Here is a 20,897-nt window from a genome sequence, read left to right as displayed (position 1 = left end):
CGTCTTCGCGCGCAGGCCCGTGCGGTGGGGCGCGCACGGCGCCCGTTGGCGCTCGCGGCGTTCCGCTCTGGCACCATGACGGTTCGCGACATGCTTCACCTCCACTTTTCCAACCGCTACGAATCGCTGGCCGAGCAGCTGTTCGCGCGCCTTGCCGGACCGCGCGCCAATGTGTTCGAGCCGGATGCGGTGCTGGTGCCCAGCGCGGCCATCCGGCGCGCGCTGACCCTCGGCATCGCCGACCGCGAGGGTGTCTGCGCCAACATCGACTTCCTGTTCCTCGCGCGCTGGCTCTGGACGCAGGTCGCCCGCGTGGTGCCGGGGGTCCAGGCGGAGTCCCCCTTCGACCCCGAAGCGCTGGCCTGGCGCGTGTACGACATCCTGCGCGATCCGGCCTTCGTGTCTGCGCATCCCCGCCTCGCCGCCTACCTGGCCGAGGCCGACGAGGTGATGCGTTTCGACCTGGCCACGCGCGCCGCGGGCCTGCTGGAGCAGTACGTCACCTATCGCACCGACTGGCTCGAGACCTGGCAGGCGGGCGCGCTTGCCGGCATCGATTCCCCCGACGAGGCCTGGCAGGCTGCGCTGTGGCATCGCATCGCGGCCGAGCTCGGCCTCGGCACGACGCACCCGATCGCGGCGATGGCGCAACGGCTCGCCGAGGGCGGCGAGGCGCTTGCGCGCGATGCGGGCCTGCCCGGCTGCGTCCACGTCTTCGCGCCCTCGGCGATGCCGCCGCTGCATCTGCATGCGCTGCAGGTGCTGGGCCGGTGCATGGACGTGCATCTGTACGTGCAGAGTCCCTGCCGCGAGTTCTGGCACGACATCGTCGACGAGCGCCGGCTGAGCCGGCTCGAAGCGCAAGGGCGCGCGGATGCGCACGAAGTCGGGCACCGCCTGCTGGCGGCCTGGGGCGGCCAGTCGCAATCGCACCTCGCCCTGCTGGCCGATGCAGGCGCGGGCGCGAACGAGGACGAGCGCTATGTGCAGAGCGGGAGCGACTCGCTGCTCGCGCGTCTGCAGGACGGAATTCTGGACCTGAGGGAATTCGAACCCGCAAGCGTCGTGCTGGCCGACGACGATCGCAGCGTGCAGATCCATGCCGCGCATTCGCTAACGCGCGAGCTCGAAGTGCTGCACGACTGTTTGCTGGGCCGCTTCGCGGCCGATGCCTCGCTGCGGCCGTCCGACGTGCTCGTCGTGACGCCGGATCTCGAACGCGCCGCGCCGCTCGTCGAGGCGGTGTTCGGAACGGCCTCCGGGCCGCGCCACATCCCCTTCGCCATCACGGGCCGCGCGCGCAGCGAGGTCGATGCGCCCGTGCGTGCGTTCCTCGAACTGCTGTCGATCGCATCGTCGCGCTGCACGGCCACGCAGGTGCATGGCCTGCTGCAGCAGCCGGTGGTGGCGCGCCGCTTCGGGCTCGATGCCGAAGCCCTGCAACGCATCCACGGCTGGATCGCCGGTGCGGGCATTCACTGGGCGCTGGATGCGGAACACGTCGACGGGTTCGCCCTGCCGCGCCATGCGTCGCACACCTTCGAGGACGGGCTCGACCGGCTGTTCCTCGGCTACGCGCTTCCGACCGAAGTCGACGTGCCCTTCGACGGCACGCTGCTGCCGCAGGGCGATGCGGAGGGGTCGTCCGCCCTTGCGCTGGGCGCGTTCCGGCAGTTCGTCGATCGCTTGCGCGCCTTGCGCGATGGCTTGTCGCAGCCGCGGGGCGCGGTGGCATGGGGCGCGTTCCTGCACGAGGCCGCGGACGATTTTCTCGAACCCGACGACGACGAGCTCGAAGACCATGTCGAACTGCATGCCGCGTTCGATGCGGTCGCGCAGGCCATGGTGCGCGGCGGCGTCGATGGCGCGGTGGGTGCGACGGTCGTGCGGGCCGCGCTGAAGTCGGCGCTGGATGTCGCGGCGATGGGCGGGGTTCCGACGGGGCGCGTGACCTTCACGAGCATGACGAGCCTGCGCAACCTTCCGTTCCGGATCGTCTGCGCGCTGGGCATGAACGACGGCGCGTTTCCCACGCCCGACCGGCCACCCGAGTTCGACCTGATGGCGCACCGGCCGCGCCTGGGCGACCGGCAGCGGCGCATCGACCAGCGCACGCTGTTTCTCGACCTGCTGCTCGCGGCGCGCGACTGCTTCTATCTGAGCTATACCGGCCGCAGCATCCGCGACAACGCGCCGCTGCCGCCGTCGGTGATGGTGTCCGAGCTGCTGGACGTGCTCCTGCCCGCGATGGCTGGCGATGCGCGCGAGGCGCGCGCGCGGCTCGTCACCGCGCATCCCTTGCAACCGTTCAGACCCGCGCCGCGCGCCGTTGAAGCGCAGGTGCAGGTGCAGGTGCAGCCCGCGCCGGAGATCGAGGAGGGCGAGGGCGAAGAGGAAGTGTTCGAGCCCTCGCTCGCCTTCTTCGCCGCACCGCTCGCGCCGCCCGGCCCCGAGTGGCGCGAGGTCTCGCTCGACACCCTGATCCGCTTCTTCCGCAACCCGAGCCGCTATCTGCTCAAGGAGCGGCTGGGCGTCGAACTGCCGCGCGAGGAGGACACGCTCGACGACGACGAGCCTTTCCTGCCGACCGTGCCGGCGCGCAGTGCGCTGGCGCAACGCCTGCTGCCCCTGCTCCTCGCCGGCGCGCAGGCCGATGCCGTGCGGCCGCTCGCGCGGGCGGGCACCGAGCTGCCCGTCGGCGCGCTCGGCGATGCCGACCGCGAGAGCGAGGTGACGTCGCTCGCCGAATTCGCGCGCGAGGTACGCGAGGCCTGTGGCGGGCCGGCGATGGCGCCGGTGAACTCGACGATAGCGATCGAGGTCGACGGCGAGGCGTGGCGCGTCCACGCGAGCTGGCCCGACCTGCGACCGACGGGGCTCGTGCGATGGCGCTACGACAAGGAACATGCGCGCGACGTGCTGCAGTCGTGGCTGCGCCATCTCGCCTTGTGCGCGTCGGGGCTCGAGGGGGTCGCGCCCTGCACGCTGTGGATCGGGCTGGGCGGACGGCGCGAGTTCGCGCCGCGATCCGCGGCATACGCGACACAGGCGCTGGCCGAACTGCTGCGGCTCTACCGCGACGGGCTGGTCGCGCCGCTGCCATTCTTTCCCAAGGCCTCGTGGGCCTATGTGTCGAACGACGGCTCGGCGTCGAAGGCGCGGCAGGCGTGGATCGGCAGCCCGCAGTTCGGCGGCGAATCGCGCGACGTCGCGTACCGGCTCGCGTTTCGCGGCGTGCAGGACCCGCTCGATGCCGCGTTCGAGCGCGTGGCGGATGCGGTGTTCGCGCCGATCTTCGCGGAGGCGGCGCCATGAGCGCGCAGCCGCTCGACGTCTTCCGGGTTCCGCTCGCCGACACGCAGCTCATCGAGGCGTCGGCCGGCACGGGCAAGACCTGGAACATCTGCGGCCTCTACCTGCGCCTCGTCCTGCAGGCATCGCTGCAGGTGCAGCAGATTCTCGTCGTCACCTTCACGAATGCGGCCACGGCCGAGCTGCGGGAACGTATCCGCGACCGCATCGCGCAGGTTCGCACGCGCCTGGAGGGCGTGGAGCACGGCGGGACGTCGAGCGACCCCTTTGTCGAAACGCTGCTCGCGACCACGCGCGCACTCGGCATCGACGACGCGTCGATGAAGGCGCGGCTCACGCAGGCGCTGCGCCACTTCGACGAGGCGGCCATCTTCACGATCCACGGCTTCAGCAAGCGTGCGCTCGACGACGCGCCCTTCGCCGCGCGCCTGCCGCTCGTGCAGGAGCTCACCGCGGACGATGGCGATCTGCGGCACGAGGTCGTCAACGACTTCTGGCGGCGCAACGTCGCGGGCGCGGACCTCGCGCCGGAGCTCGCCGCGTGGCTGCTGCAGAAGAAGGATTCGCCCGATCGCCTTGCGGGCCTGCTGAAGCGGCATGCGGGCAAGCCGCTGTCGCGGGTGAAGTGGCCCGACGGGACGGAGAGTGCGCCGCGGGTGGACGCGACCGCCTTGCGCGATGCGCATGCGCATGCGCGCTCGATCTGGCCCGCGGCGCGCGACAAGGTCGTGTCCTGCGTCATGGCGGCGCTGCCCGGCCTGCATGCCGGACGCTACAAGGAAGCGACGATCCGCAAGGCCGCCGAGCAATGGGACGCCGTGCTGCGCGCGCCCGACGCGATGGCGACGCCCCCGTGCGAAGACAAGCTCGCTCTGTTCACGCCCGGCGCGCTGAAGACCAAGGCGAAGATGACGCCGTGCGAGAAGCACCCCTTCTTCGACGCGGCGCAGGCGCTGCTCGATGCGTGGAAGGCGCTCGAACCCGATCTCGAGCGCGCGCGCTTCCATCTTCTGCGGCGCATGGTCGACGAATGCCCGCCGGCCCTGCGCGAACTCAAGCGGGAGCGCCGCCTGATCGGCTACGACGACATGCTGTTCAACCTGCACGAGCGCCTCGGCACCGGCGACGGCACGCTCGCCGCCGCGCTGCGCCAGCGCTTCCCCGCCGCGCTGATCGACGAGTTCCAGGACACGGACCCCCTCCAGTTCGCCATCTTCCGCGGCATCTACGAGGGCAGCGGCCTGCCGCTCTTCTTCGTCGGCGACCCCAAGCAGGCGATTTACAGCTTCCGCAACGCGGATCTGCATACCTATCTTCGCGCGCGCGACATCGCACGCGAGGAGTACACGCTCGCGGAGAACCAGCGTTCGACGGCGGCGCTGCTGCACGGCCTGAACGGACTCTTCGGCGTGAATCCGCGCGCCTTCATGCTCGACGGCCTGGCGTATCGGCCGGTCACGGCGGGCAGCAAGCCGCGGCCCGCGTTCGCCGATTCGACGGTGCCCCGTGGCGCCTTGCAGCTGTGGACCTTGCCGACGGGTGAAGAGGGCGCGCCGCTGTCCAAGAACGAAGCCAGGCGCGCGGCGTCGCAGGCCTGTGCCGCGGAGATCGCGCGCCTGCTTGCCGCGGGCTTGCGCGGGGAGGTGACGCTCGACGGGCGTCCGCTCGCCGCGGGCGACATCGCCGTACTCGTGCGCAGCCATGCGCAGGGCAGCGTGATGCGCCAGGCCCTGATGGCGCTGGGCGTGGGCAGCGTGGAGCTTTCGCAGGCGAGCGTGTTCCAGTCGCCGGACGCGGAGGAGGTCGAGCGCATCCTGCTCGCGGTGCTGCATCCGGCGCGCGAGTCGCTGCTGCGCGCGGCGCTCGCCACGGAGATCATGGGGCTCGATGCCGTCGCGATCGCGGCGCTGGACGAGCGCGCGATGCTGGCGCGCATCGAACGCTTCGGCGAGCATCTGGCGACGTGGACGAACCGCGGCATCGGGCCGATGCTGCGCGAGCTGTGGGTGGACGAGGGCGTCGAGCAACGGATGCTCGAGCGTGCCGATGGCGAGCGACGGCTGACGAATCTGCGGCACCTCGGCGAGTTGCTGAACGAGGCCGCGCAAACGCACCCCGGCCCCGAGACGCTGCTGCGCTGGCTGCAGCGCCAGCGGAGGGAGGACGCGGGCGGGGAAGAGGTGAACCAGCTGCGCCTGGAGTCCGACCGCAACCTCGTGCAGATCGTGACCGTCCACAAGTCGAAGGGTCTGGAGTATCCGGTCGTCTTCTGCCCGATGCTGTGGGACGGGCATCCCGGCCGGGCCGCCGAAGGGCTGGGGCGCGAGTACCACGATGCCGACGGCACGCCCGTCGTCGACTACCGCGATCCGCCCGACGACGAGAAGGCCGACATCAAGGCGCGCATGGCGCTGGAGCGCGACGCGGAGCGCGTGCGCCTGATCTACGTGGCGCTCACGCGCGCGGTGCATCGCTGCTATCTGGTGGTCGGCGCTTATGCGGTGAAGGCCGGGCGAGGGATGAGCACCGCGGAATGCACGCGCAACCCCTTGAACTGGCTCGTGGCCGGCGCGGGCCTGTTGCCCGGGCAGTGGAGCGAGAGCAAGCTGGAGGCGGCGGACGTCGTCGCCGCTTGGGAAGCGCTGGCCCGCGCGAATGCGCCGGAGGTGGCATTGTCCGCATTGCCCGAAGAGGCAGGCGTGGCCTTGCCGCCCGCGCCGGGCGATGAAGAATCCGCGCTGGCCGTCGTCTTGCCCGCGACCCTGGCGCCGGGCTGGCGCATCGCGAGCTACAGCAGTCTCGCGCACGCGGCGCGCAGCGAGCGCGCGGCGGTTGATCACGATGCGCGGGTGGAGCGCGCGGCGCGCTCGGGCGCGGTGCCCGAAGCGGTCGCCGACGACGACATCCTGCGCTTTCCGCGTGGCGCGCGCGCGGGCGAGACCTTGCACGCGGTCTTCGAGCGCGCCGATTTCGCCGATGCGGCATCGTGGCCTGCAGCCGTGGATGCCGCGCTGCGTGCGCGTCCGCCGGAGGCTGCCGCGCGCGATGCGCAGCAGGGCGCCATGGCCTTGCGCATGCTGGGCGACGTGCTCGCGACGCCGCTGCCCGGGGGCTTCAGGCTGAGCGACGTGAAGCCGGCGAAGCGCCTGATCGAACTCGAGTTCAGCCTGAGCGCCGGCGGCCTCGCGCCGCAGCGGCTCGTGGCCGCGCTGCAGCGACACGGCTACGCGCCGCCGTCCGTGAGCGCGGGCGTGCTGCACGGGTATCTGCGCGGCTTCATCGACCTCGTGTTCGAGCACGAAGGCCGCTTCCACATCCTCGACTGGAAGTCGAACCACCTCGGCCACGATGCGCGCGCGTATTCGGCCGAACGTCTCATGGGCGCCATGAACGAACAGGGTTATCACCTGCAGTACCTGCTCTACACGGTGGCGCTGCACCGCTGGCTGCGCCAGCGCCATGCGGCCTACGACTACGAGCGGCACTTCGGCGGCGTGTACTACCTCTTCGTGCGCGGCGTGCGGCCGGCGTGGGGTGCGGCGGGCGTGTTCTTCCACAAGCCGTCTCTGGAGGTCGTCGAGCAACTCGATGCATTGCTGGACGGGGGGCGAGGATGAACGCCGGAATTCTGGCGCAGGCGTTCGCCGGGCAAGTGGCGAAGTGGGCGGCGCGGCGGGGGGCGAGCCCCGAGGCCGTCGAGGGTGTGCGCGTCGCCGCGCAGCGGGTGAGCGAGGCGACGAGCAATGGGCATGTGTGCGCGCTGCTCGATGAAGTGGGGGTGTCGCGCGAGGCGCTGCTCGCATCGGGTGTGGTCGGGACGCCGGATGCGGCGGGCGCGAATCCGCTGATCGTCGACGACGAGGGGCGGCTGTATCTGCACCGGTACTTCGACTACGAGCGGCGGCTGGCGAGAAGGCTGATCGTGGCTTCAGCCGTCGTCCCCGCGCAGGCGGGGACCCAGGGCTTCCGTGTCCTCGCAGAGCGCCTCGCCTCGCTCTTTCCGCCATCCACGGAGGTGGACTGGCAAAAGATCGCCGCGGCGCTCGCGCTGCGCGGCCGCCTCACCATCGTGAGCGGCGGCCCCGGCACGGGCAAGACGACCACGGTGGTCAACCTCCTCGCATGCCTGCTGGAGCAGGACCCCGACGCACGCATCGCCCTCGCCGCGCCCACCGGCAAGGCGGCCGCGCGCATGACCGAAGCCATCCGTGCCCGAGCGCAGCATCTGCCGGAGGCGCTGCGCGACAAGCTGCCGCAAACGTCGTCCACGATCCACCGGCTGCTGCGCTACAACCCGCAGGCCAACGCCTTCGGCCACGATGCAGCGCGCCCGCTCGCTATCGATGCGCTGATCGTCGACGAGGCGTCGATGCTCGATATCGCGCTCGCAACGAAGCTGCTCGAAGCCGTGCCCGAGCACGCGCGAATCATCCTGCTCGGCGACAAGGACCAGCTCGCGGCGGTGGAGGCGGGGGCCGTTTTCGCCGAGCTCGGCGCCGACCCGTCGCTCACGAGCGCATGCCGCGAAGAACTCGCGCTGCTGTGCGGCATCGATCCGGGGCACATCGAGGCTCCGCCCGCCTCGCAGCACGGTGCCTTGAGCGATGCGGTGGTCTGGCTCACGCGCAACTACCGGTTCGCGGCCGACTCCGGCATCGGACGGCTCGCCGCGGACGTGAACGCGGGGCGGGTGGATGAAGCGGTCGAGTGGCTCGCGAATGGCGACGATGAGAGCGTCGTCTGGCGCGAGGGCGAGGGCGCCGCCGCGGCGATCGAATCGTATGCGCCGTATTTCGAGGTGTTGGGGCAGTGCCTCGCCGTGCCCCTCAGCCCAGAGGAGAGCGGAAGTTCGAACGCCGTCACTCGGGCGTTCTCCGCGTTCCGCGCGCTGTGCGCCACACGCGAGGGACCGGAGGGTGTCGATGCGATCAACGACGCCGTGACCCGCCACGCGCGCGCGCGCTTCGCCACCGGTCCCTCGCCGTGGTTCCCGGGTCGTCCTGTGATGGTCACCCGCAACGACTACGTCATGAAGCTGTTCAACGGCGACATCGGCATCGCGTTGCCGGATGCGTCGGGCGAACTCGTCGTGCATTTCCCGGAAGGCGAGGGCTTCCGGGCCGTGCCGACCCAGCGCATGCCCGCGCACGAGACCGCATTCGCGATGACCGTCCACAAGTCCCAGGGCTCCGAGTTCGACGAGGTACTCGTCGTGCTGCCGCGCCATGCCAGCCGCGTGCTGTCGCGCGAACTGCTCTACACGGCGGTCACGCGCGCCCGCGAGCGCGTGACGCTCGTCGCGAGCGAGGAATCGCTGCGCCCCGCCATCGGCGAGCGCACGGCGCGGCGTTCCGGCCTGGCCGCGCGCCTGCGCGAAGCGCAGACCGCTCGGACATAATATGACTATGCCCACCGCAACACCTGCCAAGCGCGGCCGGTCGCTCACCGCCGACCTCGTGCAGGCGCTCGGCGACCGCGTGCGCGATGGCCGGTGGGCCGCGGGCGCGAAGCTGCCGACCGAAGGCGAGATCATCGCGGAGTTCGGCGTGAGCCGCACCGTCGTGCGCGAGGCGATTTCGCGGCTGCAGGCAGGCGGCGTGCTCGAGACGCGCCACGGCGTCGGCACCTTCGTGCTGGGGCAGGGCCACGGCAGCGCCTTCCGCATCGACACCGCCCGGCTCGCGACGCTGCATGAAGTCATCGAAGTGCTCGAACTTCGCATCGGCGTCGAGACCGAAAGCGCCGCGCTCGCGGCCATGCGGCGCTCGCCTGCGCAGGTGGAAGCGCTGCGCTCGGCGCTCGAGGCCTTCTCTGCCGCGATGGAGGAAGGCCGCGACGCCGTCGGCCCCGACTTCCAGTTCCATCTGGAGATCGCGCGCGCCACCGGCAACCGGCGGTTCGAGGACCTCGTGACGACGCTCGGCGGCGGCATGATCCCGCGCGCCCGGCTCGAGGGCGAGCAGCCGGTCACGCCGGAACGCCTGGCCTACCTGCGCGGCGTGCATGCCGAGCACGAGAACATCCTGCGCGCCATCGAGCGGCAGGATGCCGAGGGTGCGCGCGCCGCCATGCGCACGCACCTCGCGAACAGCAAAGACCGGCGCGAGCGGCAGAGCGGGCGCTCGCGGCGCGGCGGCTGAAAACGCGATCCGCTGCACATTTGCTGATATACGATGTCATACTTCAAGATCGAGCGTCTGTGCAGACGGCGGGCCGCGTTTCGCAACCCTGCGACCGCGTGAACACGTCGAGTTCCGATTCGAAGCCAGGAGACAAAGCGCCATGAAGAAGATCCTTATCGCCGCCGCGCTCGCCGTGGCCACCACGCTGCCCGCGTTCGCCGCTTACCCGGACAAGCCGGTCACGCTGGTCGTGCCGTTCCCGCCGGGTGGCTCCACCGACGCCATCGCCCGCGTGATCGGGCAGAAGCTGCAGGAGAAGCTGGGCCAGAGCTTCGTGATCGACAACAAGGCCGGCGCCACGGGCACCATCGGCGCCGCGTACGTGAAGCGCGCCCCGGCCGATGGCTACACGCTCTTCGTGTCCTCGCTCGGCCCCTTCGTGATCGCGCCGCACCTGATCAAGGGCGTGCAGTACGACGCGCTGAAGGACTTCGACCCGATCACGGTCGCCGTGCAGGCGCCCAACGTGCTCGTGGTTCCGGCGAGCTCGCCGTACAAGTCCGTCGCCGACCTTCTCGGCGGCCTGAAGAAGACGCCGGGCAAGGTGAGCTTCGCCTCGTCGGGCAACGGCTCGTCGGACCATCTCTCGGCCGAGCTCTTCTGGCAGCAAAGCGGCACCTCGGGCCTGCACATTCCGTACAAGGGCGGCGGTCCGGCCATCAACGACCTGCTCGGCGGTCAGGTGGACTCGGCCTTCGTCAACATCAACAGCATCATCCAGCACATCAAAAGCGGCAAGGTGCGCGCGCTGGGCGTCGCGTCGCTCAAGCGAAATCCGCTGATCCCCGAGATCCCGACGCTCGAGGAGCAGGGCGTGAAGGGCGCGGAAGTGCAGTCGTGGCAGGCCGTGGCGGCACCCAAAGGCCTGCCCGCCGACGTGAAGGCGAAGCTGCACCAGGAGATCGCGGCGGCGCTGAACGATCCGTCGGTGAAGGAAAAGCTGCTCGCGCAGGGCTTCGAGATCGTGGCCAACACGCCCGAGCAGTTCGGCCGCTTCCAGGCGACGGAGTACGCGCGCTGGAAGCAGCTGATCGAGACGCGCAAGATCACGGCGGACTGACGAATACCGTCATTCCCGCCTGCGCGGGGATGACGTCGACGAGATGAACGCCCCCATCATCCAGAGCATGCGCGTAGTCCCGGTCGCCGGCCGGGATTCGATGCTGCTCAATCTCTCCGGCGCGCACGCGCCGTTCTTCACGCGCAACGTGGTGATCGTCACCGACAACGCGGGCCATACCGGACTGGGCGAGGTGCCCGGCGGCGAGAAGATCCGGCAGACGCTGCAGGATGCGCGCGCGCTGGTCGAAGGCCAGCCCATCGGCAAATTGCAGGCGATCCTGAACGCGATGCGCGCGAAGTTCGCCGACCGAGACTCGGGCGGGCGCGGCCTGCAGACCTTCGACCTGCGCACGACGATCCACTGCGTGACCGCGGTCGAGTCGGCGCTGCTCGACCTGCAGGGCCAGCATCTGGGCGTGCCGGTCGCGGCGCTGCTCGGCGAAGGGCAGCAGCGCGACGCGGTGCAGATGCTCGGCTATCTGTTCTTCGTGGGCGACAAGTCGAAGACGAACCTGCCTTATGCGAGCGAGCCGGACGCGGCGGATGCATGGTCGCGCGTGCGGCACGAAGAGGCGCTGACGCCTGAAGCCGTTGTACGCCTGGCCGAAGCGGCGCAGGCGAAATACGGCTTCCAGGACTTCAAGCTCAAGGGCGGCGTGCTGCGCGGCGACGAGGAGGTCGAGGCGGTGCGCGCATTGCACGAACGATTCCCGCAGGCGCGCGTGACGCTCGACCCCAACGGCGGGTGGTTGCTGAAGGATGCGATCCGACTGGGCGAAATGATGCGCGGCATCGTCGCGTATGCCGAAGATCCCTGCGGCGCGGAAGACGGCTTCTCCGGCCGCGAAGTGATGGCGGAGTTCCGCCGCGCGACTGGCCTGCCGACGGCGACGAACATGATCGCGACCGACTGGCGGCAGATGGCGCATGCGCTCGCGCTGCAGGCCGTCGACATTCCGCTGGCCGATCCGCACTTCTGGACGATGGCGGGCTCGGTGCGCGTCGCGCAGACCTGCCGCGACTGGGGCCTCACCTGGGGCTCGCACTCGAACAACCATTTCGACATCTCGCTGGCCATGTTCACGCACGTCGGCGCGGCTGCGCCGGGCAAGGTGACGGCCATCGACACGCACTGGATCTGGCAGGACGGGCAGCGGCTCACTCGCGATCCGCTGAAGATCGAAGGCGGGTATGTGAACGTGCCGAAGAAGCCCGGCCTCGGCATCGAGATCGACGAGGCCGAACTGATGAAGGCGAATGCGCTGTACCTGCAGCACGGCCTCGGCGCGCGCGACGACGCCATCGCGATGCAGTTCCTCTCGCCCAACTGGAAGTTCGACCCCAAGCGGCCCTGCCTCGTAAGGTAAAAAGGCGGGATGACACCCGCCGACACCGTCTTCCCCTACACGCCGAACCAGCGCTATCCCGACCCCGCGATCGAGATCCTCGATCCGTCGTTCGTCCGCTACCGCATCATGAGCTCCACGCTCGAGCAGGTCGCGAGCGGCATGCGCTGGGCCGAAGGGCCGGTGTATTTCCCCGAGGGCGGCTACGTCCTCGTGAGCGACATTCCGAACAACCGCATCATGAAGTACGACGAGCGCACCGGTGCCTTCACCGTGTACCGCTCGCCGTCGAACTTCGCCAACGGCAACACGCGCGACCGGCAGGGGCTTCTCGTCACCTGCGAACACTCGGTCACGCGCCGTGTCGTGCGCACGGAGGCGAATGGCAGCTTCACGGTCATCGCGGACGGCTTCGAAGGCAAGCGGCTGAATGCGCCCAACGACGTGATCGTGAAGTCCGACGGCAGCGTCTGGTTCAGCGACCCGACTTTCGGCATCCTCGGCAACTGGGAGGGCGAGAAGGCGACGCCGGAGCAGGCGACGACGAACGTGTACCGCGTCGATCCCTCCGGGGCCGTGGAAGCGGTCATCACCGACCTGCAGCAGCCCAACGGACTCGCTTTCTCACCCGACGAGCGCAGGCTGTACGTCGTCGAGAGCCGCGCGCAGCCGCATCGCGCGATCTGGGCGTACGACGTGGCCGCGGATGGCCGCACGCTCTCGAACAAGAAGAAGCTGGTCTCGGCCGACGACCACGGCGCGCCCGACGGGTTTCGCGTGGACACGGACGGAAACCTCTGGTGCGGCTGGGGCAGCGGCGGCGCGCTGCAGGACACGCCGACGGAAATGCACGGCCGCCAGGTCTATCTGCCTCGCGGCCGGCCCGAAGACCTGGACGGTGTGAAGATCTTCAACGCGGCCGGCAAACCCATCGGCTTCATCCGACTGCCCGAGCGCTGCGCGAACGTCACGTTCGGCGGGCCGAAGAACAATCGCCTCTACATGGCGGCGAGCCATTCGCTGTATGCGTTGACGGTTGAAGTGCAGGGGGCGACTTGATCCTTGCGGCGCGCGGATCAATCGGTCAGCAGCGTGTCCCCTGCCATGGCGGGCGAAAGCAGTACCACCCCCTCGAAGTTTCGGCCATAGCCCGCGCCGAAGTGGGTCCTGTCGCCCGTGATGAGGAAGTCGCAGCGCAGAAGCGAGGCGGACGCCAGAACCGGCCGGTCCTTGGCGGGGAGCCATGCGAGCCATGCAGCTTCCGGGTCGGGCATGGCGCGCATCGATGCGCATTCGAGTACCGTCGTGAGCCGCTCGAGGGAACTCAGGGCGTCGGGCACCTTCCGTTCGAGGTTGCGCCGGGCTTCCTCCATCACGAACGCGTCGACGACGAGTTGGTGCCCGGCCTCGCGCAGCAGCCTGAGCAGCGCGCGGATCGCACCGTCGCTGCGCGCGGCGGAGAGCAGGATGTTCGCGTCTAGAAAGACGCGCGAGCCCCGCGTCACCGCTTGTTCTTCTTCGCCAGTACTTGCGCGAGTTCGGTTTCGGCAGCGTCGAACTCTCGCTCGCGTTCCGCTGTGTAGATTTCGATCGGCAAGGTAACGGCCGGCCGAAGCAGAAGCCCTTCGGAGGTCGTCTCGGCAATGAGCAAGTCATTGCCCTTGAGTCCCAGCTCCTTGCGAAGCGGCGCCGGCAAGGTAATGACCCCTCGGGGCGTGATGGTCACGGTGGTCTGCATGCTGTATTTTTGCAGAAAAGAAGAATTACAGCAAAGCTGGATCAGCGCCCCGCCTGAAACATCAAATTCCCCCAATAACTGTCCCAGTCGAAATCCTGCGTATCCGGCGCGGCCACCATATGCACGACGCTCGCCATCCACACGCCGGTCCAGGGGAGGGTGGCCGTCACGCGCCCGTCGGCTCGCGTGCGGGCGCGAATCGTCAGCAGCTGGCCGTCGCGACGATGCCATAGCTTCACCAGCGCGGCGGGCAGCGGCGCGCCGTCGAACAGCACCTGCATCTCGACCTTCCCGTCGGCCGGCAGCCGCTGCGGGTCGGCAAGCGGCACGATCTCCAGCTTCTGTCCGATGCGCTGCATCGCCACCGCATCGCGCTGGTTGCCGAGGCGCACCAGCGCCTTCAGGTTGCGGCGATAGCGTTCGCGCGCGGGCTTCGCGGCCGTGCCCGCTTTCTTGCGGGCCTCGACGATGAACTCCAGACCTTCTTCGCGCAGGTAGGCATGGAACGTGTCGGCCGGCAGCTCGATGCTGCTGGGATGCGTGTCGAGTGCGATGAGGGACGTGCCGGCTCGCCGCACGATCACCGGCCAGTCGGCGACGGCGTGGTCGGGCACGGCCGCCGCGAGATCCACCGCGCCCGCGGCGTCGTGGCGGCGCAGGGACGCCACGAGCCCGGCGTGGATGCCCACGCGTTCGCCTTCGAATTGCTCCCCGACCCACAGCGACACCGGCACGCGGCCGGGTCGCTGCAGCTGGAAGCTCGAAGGCAGCATCCAGAACTCATGGGCCACGGCAGGAAGCGCCGCGCCCACGAGAAGCAGGAGCCCTGCGAAAAGGCGCCCGAGCCGCATCTACGGCGCGGGCTCGCTCGTCTCGTCGGTCGGCGCGACCGCGGTGCCGACCAGCAGCGGCTCGGACACTTCGTTCGAGGACGCGAGCACCTGCCGCAGGTAGGCGATGAAGCCGTCGACGCTCGCCATCGCCGACGCGGGAACGTCGGTGGTGGCCGTCGGCGGTGTCGTCGTCGGCGGCGTGGTGGTGGGCGGCACGGTGGCGACGCCATCGTCGCCGCCGCCGCTGCCGCACCCGGCCGCGAGCAGCGCGGCCGCGAGTATCGTCATTGCGATCTTCGGTTTCATGAACGGTGCTCCGGGCTCAGGGGAAGGTCGTGCCCGCCGCGACGGCCGGGTTGCTGTTGCCCGGCAGCGGCGCCGTGAGGTAGGGGAACGCGTTGCCGAAATTCGCCGCGGTCTTGCGCACGCCGTCGGTGAGCGCCAGGGCGCCCGCGGGTGCATCGCCCGGCTTGCAGCCGACCTTGAACGTGTCGGCCGTGCCGGTGAGCACGCACAGCGCGCCCATCGCGACGCGCAGCGACAGGTCGACCACGTCGTCCGCCGGACGGCGGCCGTTGGGGAAGCCGGCCAGGTCGCCCCCGGCCACGCCGAGCGCGTTCTGCGTCGCGGCCGGCGTCGCGGCAATGGACGTGTTCAGGCGCAGCATCTCCGAAGGAACCACCGTGCGCGGCTGGTTGAGACCCGAGATGCCCGTGAGGAACGCGGCCACCAGGTCCGTGCGCGGGAAGTTCGTCGGCGCCTTGGCGGACGGGAACAGCGACTCGATGAGCGCGGGCAGCGCCGGGTTGGTCACATAGTCGAGCAGGGCGGCATCGCCGGTCGGCTTGCCCGCGTTGAAGCGGTCCTTGTCGGCCAGGCCGATCACGACTTCGTTGACGAGCGGCATGCCCAGGCGCGAGACCTGCGCCCACGCGCCGCCCTCGCGGGTTGCGTTGTTGATGCCCGATGCCGGCGCGCCGTTGACGATGCGGCCCTGGCGCAGGCTGGCCGTGGTGAACGCGCCGATGACCGGATCGCCGCCCGCGGTGAGGCAGGCGATGGGCAGTTCCATCGCGATCGTGCTGATGTTCTTGCCTTCGAGGTCGTTGTTGTTGCCGGCGGACTCCGGGCCGAGCGGATTGAGGTTGAACAGGTCGAAGGTCTTTCCGACCGCGATGTAGAACGGCTCCTTGCGCTGGCCCACGAAGACGCGGCCCGGCGTGGCGCAGCCGGGGATCGTCACGTTGTACATGTGCTGGTTGGCGTAGGCCGCGTAGCCCGACGGGAAGGTCTTCTCGCCGATGTTGTCCACCGGCTTGTCGAAGGCCGCGCCGCCGGTGACGGTGTTGGTCACGGCGCCCGCGCGCGTGCCGCTGCGGCGGTTGCCGCGCACGACGTCGATGGAGTAGGTCTCGCGAACGTTGAGCGTCGCGGCGTTGACCGAGGTGATCTGTCCGGCGGCGATGAGCGGAACCTTGACCGACTTGCCGCCGACGTTGAGCGCCGCGTCCTTCGAGGTGCTCTTGAAGCGGAACTGGAAGGTGAGATCCTCGACCGCGTCGCCGTTGTTGTCGATGTGGATCTCGTACAGCGCGTTGTTGTCGAACTGGTAGAAGTTGGGGCCGCCCTGCGGATCCTGGAAGGGGATGTAGTTGGCGAGGATCGTCACGTAGTCCTGGCGGCCCGCCTCGTAGCTTCGGAACATGTAGAGATCGGTCGCGTCGACGTGGCGCTGGGTCGCGATGAACGGGCCCTCGCGGTGGCTGGACGCCATCGCGGCCGTGGCGGCGAATGCGAGCAGGATCGCGCCGCTGAGCGGCGAGCGGAATCTCATGGGGATGCTCCTTGTCGTTGGATGAGCACCTGCATCGGGAAACCGTTTCCCGATACAAGGTGTTTCATCGTTGTCGGACCGGCGTCGCCGATCCTGTAGGCGCATACGCCGCCGAGCGTCGGCCGGATTCGCGAATGTCGAGGGAAGTTCCCGGTCGGGCCCTCGTCCTACGTCGGGGCGCTCGCGATGCCTACGTCCATGTAGGCGAAGACGCCGCGTCCGGTGTCGGCTCAGGTGTCCTCGCCATCCTTCTTGAAGGTCTTGGTCACGCGCGCGGGCTTGTCGTCGTCCTTCGCTCGGGCCTTCTCGGTGGCGCGCGACTTCGCCGGCTTGTCGTCGCGGCTCGAGGCCGCGGCGGACTTCGACGACTTGTCTTCCTTCTTGTCGCCCTTCTTCGCGGCCGCGGTCTTCGTGTCCTTGTCGCGGGCGTTCTTCTCCTTTGCCTTCGCCTTCGCCTGGGCCTTCGTCGCGGGCGGATGCGCCTTCGCCCATGCCTCCTCGAAGCCCGGCACCACGTAGTTGCGGATGCGGCGGGCATCGCCGTTGCGGGTCCTGTTGTCGCCCGCGTCGAGCAGGACCATCACGACGTCGCGGCTGCCGATGCGGGCGCGCTGCACGACGCAGTGGCCGGCCTCCACGATGTAGCCGGTCTTCTGCAGGGTGATGTCCCAGGAATCGTCGCGCACGAGGGCATTCGAGTTCACGTAGATCAGCGCGCGCTTGCCGAACTGAACGCGACGGTTCTGGGTTACGGAGTATTCGCGCAGCACCGGATACTCCGAAGCCGCCAGCACCAGCGTCGCGAGATCGCGGGCGGTGGTGCGGTTCTTCTCGGACAGGCCGGTCGGATCGATGTACGTCGTGCTTGCCATGCCGAGCTGCTTCGCCTTGCGGTTCATCGCGGCCACGAACGCGGGCATGCCGCCGGGATACGTGCGGCCGAGCGCATGCGCGGCGCGGTTCTCGCTCGACATCAGCGCGAGGTGCAGCGCCTCGTCGCGCGACAGCACGGTGCCCGCCCGAAGGCGCGAGCGGCTCATGCGCGCGCGGTCGATGTCGTCCTCGGTGATCGTGAGCGGCTGGTCCATCGCCTGCCTGCCCTCCAGCACCACCATCGCCGTCATGAGCTTGGTGATCGAGGCCATCGGCAGCACCGCGTCGGGATTCTTCTCCAGCAGCACCTTGCGGTCGGACGCATCCATCACGTAGACGGCGCTCGAGCCCAGCAGGATGGGCGACGGCGTCTTGTGCAGGTTCTGCGCGTGGCCTTCGGAGCGGCGCGGGATGAAGCTCTCGAGCGTGGTCTCGGTGTCGTTCGATTCCTGGACGACCTCGGCCTGCGGCTGCTCGGGCTGGGCCGCGCCGGATGCGCCGGCGACCGGGGCGGAGGCCGCCTGCTCGGCCGGTGCGGTGGATTCCGGCCCCTGGGCGAGGGGGCCGAATTCGTCCGCATCCCGCAGCTGCCAATGGACGACGCCGGCCAATACCGCCACCAGCCCGCCCAGCACGATGAGTTTTCGCATGGAAGAGGAGCTTACGGACGCACGCGGTCCAAGCCATGTGCGCTCGGCCTCATCCGCATGTAGGCGGCTTTCGCAGGCCGGGGCGCTCGCCGGCCTGCACGGACGAAAAGCGTGGTCTTTCGTCGCTGGTTACGATGCCGGGATGCCGTCCCCCACCACCAATCCGTATCCGCTGTCGCCCTTCCACCTCGCATTTCCGGTGGACGACCTCGCCGCCGCGCGGCGCTTCTATGGCGAAACCCTGGGCTGCTCCGAGGGGCGCAGCTCCGACGAGTGGATCGACTTCAATTTCTACGGCCACCAGATCGTCGCGCACCTCGCGCCGGGCGAGGCGGGCAGCGCCGCGCGCAATGCCGTGGATGGCCACGGCGTGCCGGTGCGGCACTTCGGCATCGTGCTGCCGCTGGCCGATTGGGAAGCGCTGGCCGAGCGGTTGCGCGCGCAGGGCACGAAGTTCGTGATCGAGCCCTACATCCGCTTCAAGGGCGAGCCCGGCGAGCAGGCCACGATGTTCTTTCTCGACCCGTCGGGCAATGCGATCGAGGTGAAGGCGTTCGCCGACATCACGAAGCTGTTCGCGAAGTAGGCCCGCGATGAGCCGCCTGTTCGAGCCCCTGCAGCTGGGCGCGCTGACCCTGGCCAACCGCATCGTCATCGCGCCCATGTGCCAGTACTCCGCCGAGGAAGGCAGCGCGACCGACTGGCACATGATCCACCTCGGCCAGCTCGCGCTGTCGGGCGCGGGCCTGCTGATCGCCGAGGCGACGGCGGTGTCCCCCGTGGGCCGCATCTCGCCGGCGGACCTCGGCCTTTACTCCGACGACAACGAGCGCGCGCTCGGTCGCGTGGTGGACGCGGTGCGCAGGCACTCGCCCATCGCGCTCGCGGTGCAGCTTTCGCATGCGGGTCGCAAGGGCTCCAGCCAGGCGCCGTGGGATGGTGGCAAGCAGATCGCGCCGGACGCGCCGACGGGCTGGCTCACCGAAGCGCCATCGGCCATCGCGCATACCGAAGGGGAGCTTCCGCCCGCCGCGCTCGATGCGCAGGGCCTGAAGCGCGTGCGCGACGATTTCGCGGCCGCCGCGAAGCGTGCCGCCCGCCTGGGGCTCGACGGCATCGAGCTCCACATGGCGCACGGCTACCTGCTGCACGAGTTCCTGTCGCCGCTGTCGAATGCGCGGGACGACGAATACGGCGGCTCGCTCGCCAGCCGCATGCGCTTCCCGCTCGAAGTGTTCGACGCGGTGCGAGCCGCATTCACGCCGGGCAAGCCGGTGTGGGTGCGCGTCTCCGCGACCGACTGGGTCGAAGGCGGCTGGGATCCGGCGCAGACGATCGCGTTCGCGCAGGCGCTGAAGACGCGCGGCTGCGACGCCATCCACGTGACCACGGGCGGTCTGTCGCCGAATCAGAAGATCGCGCTCTCTCCGGGTTTCCAGGTGCCGTTCGCCGAACAGGTGAAGGCGGCCACGGGAATGACCACCATCGCGGTCGGCCTTATCACCGATGCGACGCAGGCCGAGGCCATCGTCGCGAGCGGGCAGGCCGATGCGGTGGCGCTCGCGCGCGCGATGCTCTACGACCCGCGCTGGCCGTGGCACGCGGCCGCGCGTCTTGGCGCGCAGGTCAGCGCGCCGAAGCAGTATTTCCGCTCGCACCCGGCGGAGTTCAAGGGATTGTTCAAGTCGGCGACCCACGGGCAGCGCTGAGTTCGCGCACCGCGTCCGCGAGTTCCTGCGGACGCAGCATCGCCTCGCGCACGGCGCGGGCGGTGTCATATTGGTGCAGCGCGGAGCGTAGGCGCGGCGCGGTCCGCAGGTCCTCCCACACCTGCGCCAGTGGGGCAGGCGAGGGCGTGTCGCCCAGCGCGAGCCGGTGCGCGAACGCGATGCTCGCGGGCTCGGCGAGCAGCACGGCCTTGCTCGACGCGGCGAGCACGGGCGGACGCGTCTCCGGCGGGGCCGAGCAGCAGTAGATGACTTCGGCCGGCAGCGCGTGGCTCGCGGGCGCGAGCGCCCGCAGCGATTCGCCGGAGACCGCGACTTCCCCCTCCTGCGTCGCGAACACGTAGAGCGCGTCATCGGCCTGCGCGAAGCGCAGCAGCCCGCGATGCAGCCGCGCGAAGTCGGGCGTGGCGGCGGCGGGCGTCGCCTTGACCTCGGCGAGCAGTGCGACGTCGTCGCCGTGGAGCAGGGCCGCATCCCATTCGTCCTTGGCCTTCGCCGCGTCGCCGGGGAAGCCGCGCGGCATGCGAAGGCCGCGGACGGCGCGCCATGTGGATGCATTCGTTTCGGAGGTGTCCCGCCCGTGCTGCGCGAGCATCGCCGCGATGGCGTCGAACGCCAACGCGGTCGCGTGTTCCGCGGCGACGCCGACGCGTGCCGATGCGCGGCCCTGTTCGCTCGCCGCCGCGGTGCCGGCGGCAGGCCCTCGTCGTTCGCACAGCGCGATGTAGCGCTGCACGGCCGGCTGCGTTCGCAGCGCCTGGGCGCGCACCAGGCGCTGCAAGGCATCCCTCGACGCGAGCGTCGCCAGCGGGGGCAAACCATCGAGCGACGCGGCAAGCGCAATCCAGTCCTGTGCCATCGCGAGGGCATGAAGCGTCGCCAGCGATTCGCGCCTTCCGGCGTCCGCATGGCCGCGCAGCTTGCCCGGATGCGCGAAGGCGTCGACCACCGCGCGAACGGCGCGCTCGTCCACGATGCGCTGCGCCGCGAGCCGCACGTGCTCGGAAACCAGGGGTTCGTTCGCCTTCATCACCAGCGCCTGGAACGCCGGATCGCCCGCGTCCGGCACGGACGCTTCCCGGATCAGCGCGGCGAGCGCGTCGACGAAGACCTCGCGTTCATCGCGTCCTCGACGCGCGGCCTCCATCGCAAACGCGACCGCCATATCGGGACCCAGACCGATGGCCACCGACGCATCCGACGGCAGCGCGGGCATGCGGAAGGGCCGGGGCGCCCGTGCCACGGCGCGGGCGAGCAATGCGTGGTCCTTCGACCTTTGTCTTGTACCTAGGTACACAGTATTTGCGCGCTTTGTGAACTCAAATGAACTAACAAATTCA

16 protein-coding genes are annotated in these 20,897 nt (G+C 69.8%); 9 read left to right on the top strand and 7 right to left on the bottom strand.

Annotated features, from left to right (window positions below):
• Positions 1–90 precede the first annotated feature (90 nt).
• The 7 genes from recC to AB7E83_RS20465 all read left to right on the top strand — a co-directional run bounded on the left by recC (position 91) and on the right by AB7E83_RS20465 (position 12,961).
• Positions 91–3,315 carry an exodeoxyribonuclease V subunit gamma gene (gene recC, locus AB7E83_RS20495; protein ID WP_428572657.1) on the top strand — a complete coding sequence of 1,075 codons (3,225 nt, stop codon included), beginning with the start codon at positions 91–93 and terminating at the stop codon, positions 3,313–3,315.
• Positions 3,312–6,929, top strand: coding sequence for an exodeoxyribonuclease V subunit beta (gene recB, locus AB7E83_RS20490; protein WP_428572655.1), 3,618 nt, complete (start codon positions 3,312–3,314; stop codon positions 6,927–6,929). The genes recC and recB overlap by 4 nt, the downstream gene beginning before the upstream one ends.
• Entirely contained in the window at positions 6,926–8,710 is a 1,785-nt protein-coding gene (gene recD / locus AB7E83_RS20485) for an exodeoxyribonuclease V subunit alpha (protein ID WP_428572654.1), read from the top strand. Before recB ends, recD begins: the two co-directional genes overlap by 4 nt.
• Before the next feature lies 1 nt (position 8,711).
• Complete coding sequence (locus AB7E83_RS20480) at positions 8,712–9,452, top strand: FadR/GntR family transcriptional regulator (RefSeq protein ID WP_428572653.1); 741 nt, start codon at positions 8,712–8,714, stop codon at positions 9,450–9,452.
• Between the two features lie 142 nt (positions 9,453–9,594).
• A complete protein-coding gene (locus tag AB7E83_RS20475) occupies positions 9,595–10,554 on the top strand; it encodes a Bug family tripartite tricarboxylate transporter substrate binding protein (RefSeq protein ID WP_428572652.1) in 960 nt (319 codons plus the stop codon).
• Positions 10,555–10,597: 43 nt separating this feature from the next.
• Positions 10,598–11,923: a glucarate dehydratase gene (gene gudD, locus AB7E83_RS20470; RefSeq protein WP_428572651.1), complete on the top strand. Its 1,326-nt coding sequence runs from the start codon at positions 10,598–10,600 to the stop codon at positions 11,921–11,923.
• A gap of 9 nt (positions 11,924–11,932) precedes the next feature.
• Positions 11,933–12,961, top strand: a complete 1,029-nt coding sequence (locus tag AB7E83_RS20465; RefSeq protein WP_428572650.1) for an SMP-30/gluconolactonase/LRE family protein — start codon at positions 11,933–11,935, stop codon at positions 12,959–12,961.
• Positions 12,962–12,978: 17 nt separating this feature from the next.
• On the opposite strand, the gene AB7E83_RS20460 is transcribed toward AB7E83_RS20465, so the two are convergent.
• The 6 genes from AB7E83_RS20460 to AB7E83_RS20435 all read right to left on the bottom strand — a co-directional run bounded on the left by AB7E83_RS20460 (position 12,979) and on the right by AB7E83_RS20435 (position 17,830).
• A complete protein-coding gene (locus tag AB7E83_RS20460) occupies positions 12,979–13,407 on the bottom strand; it encodes a PIN domain-containing protein (protein ID WP_428572649.1) in 429 nt (142 codons plus the stop codon).
• Positions 13,404–13,640, bottom strand: a complete 237-nt coding sequence (locus AB7E83_RS20455) for an AbrB/MazE/SpoVT family DNA-binding domain-containing protein (protein WP_428572648.1) — start codon at positions 13,638–13,640, stop codon at positions 13,404–13,406. Before AB7E83_RS20455 ends, AB7E83_RS20460 begins: the two co-directional genes overlap by 4 nt.
• Before the next feature lie 41 nt (positions 13,641–13,681).
• Positions 13,682–14,491 carry a DUF4198 domain-containing protein gene (locus AB7E83_RS20450; protein ID WP_428572647.1) on the bottom strand — a complete coding sequence of 270 codons (810 nt, stop codon included), beginning with the start codon at positions 14,489–14,491 and terminating at the stop codon, positions 13,682–13,684.
• Positions 14,492–14,779, bottom strand: a complete 288-nt coding sequence (locus tag AB7E83_RS20445; RefSeq protein WP_428572646.1) for a hypothetical protein — start codon at positions 14,777–14,779, stop codon at positions 14,492–14,494.
• Positions 14,780–14,795: 16 nt separating this feature from the next.
• The gene (locus tag AB7E83_RS20440) at positions 14,796–16,307 is read right to left on the bottom strand and encodes a DUF4331 domain-containing protein (protein WP_428572645.1); all 1,512 of its coding nucleotides are present in this window, start codon (positions 16,305–16,307) and stop codon (positions 14,796–14,798) included.
• Between the two features lie 230 nt (positions 16,308–16,537).
• A complete protein-coding gene (locus AB7E83_RS20435) occupies positions 16,538–17,830 on the bottom strand; it encodes a serine hydrolase (protein WP_428572644.1) in 1,293 nt (430 codons plus the stop codon).
• A 142-nt stretch (positions 17,831–17,972) separates the two neighbouring features.
• Between AB7E83_RS20435 and AB7E83_RS20430 the strand changes: the two genes are divergently transcribed.
• Together AB7E83_RS20430 and AB7E83_RS20425 are read left to right on the top strand one after the other, a co-directional pair.
• Positions 17,973–18,416: a VOC family protein gene (locus tag AB7E83_RS20430; protein WP_428572643.1), complete on the top strand. Its 444-nt coding sequence runs from the start codon at positions 17,973–17,975 to the stop codon at positions 18,414–18,416.
• Positions 18,417–18,423: 7 nt separating this feature from the next.
• Positions 18,424–19,539 (top strand): NADH:flavin oxidoreductase/NADH oxidase, encoded by a 1,116-nt coding sequence (locus AB7E83_RS20425; protein WP_428572642.1) that lies wholly within the window; start codon positions 18,424–18,426, stop codon positions 19,537–19,539.
• Here the strand turns inward: AB7E83_RS20425 and AB7E83_RS20420 are convergent.
• Entirely contained in the window at positions 19,511–20,815 is a 1,305-nt protein-coding gene (locus AB7E83_RS20420; RefSeq protein ID WP_428572641.1) for a hypothetical protein, read from the bottom strand. The genes AB7E83_RS20425 and AB7E83_RS20420 overlap by 29 nt on opposite strands.
• Positions 20,816–20,897 lie beyond the last annotated feature (82 nt).

The sequence above is a fragment of the Ramlibacter sp. genome (genome assembly GCF_050250995.1).
Taxonomy (GTDB): Bacteria; Pseudomonadota; Gammaproteobacteria; order Burkholderiales; family Burkholderiaceae_C; genus Ramlibacter.
This window is presented reverse-complemented; position numbering and strand designations above follow the sequence as displayed.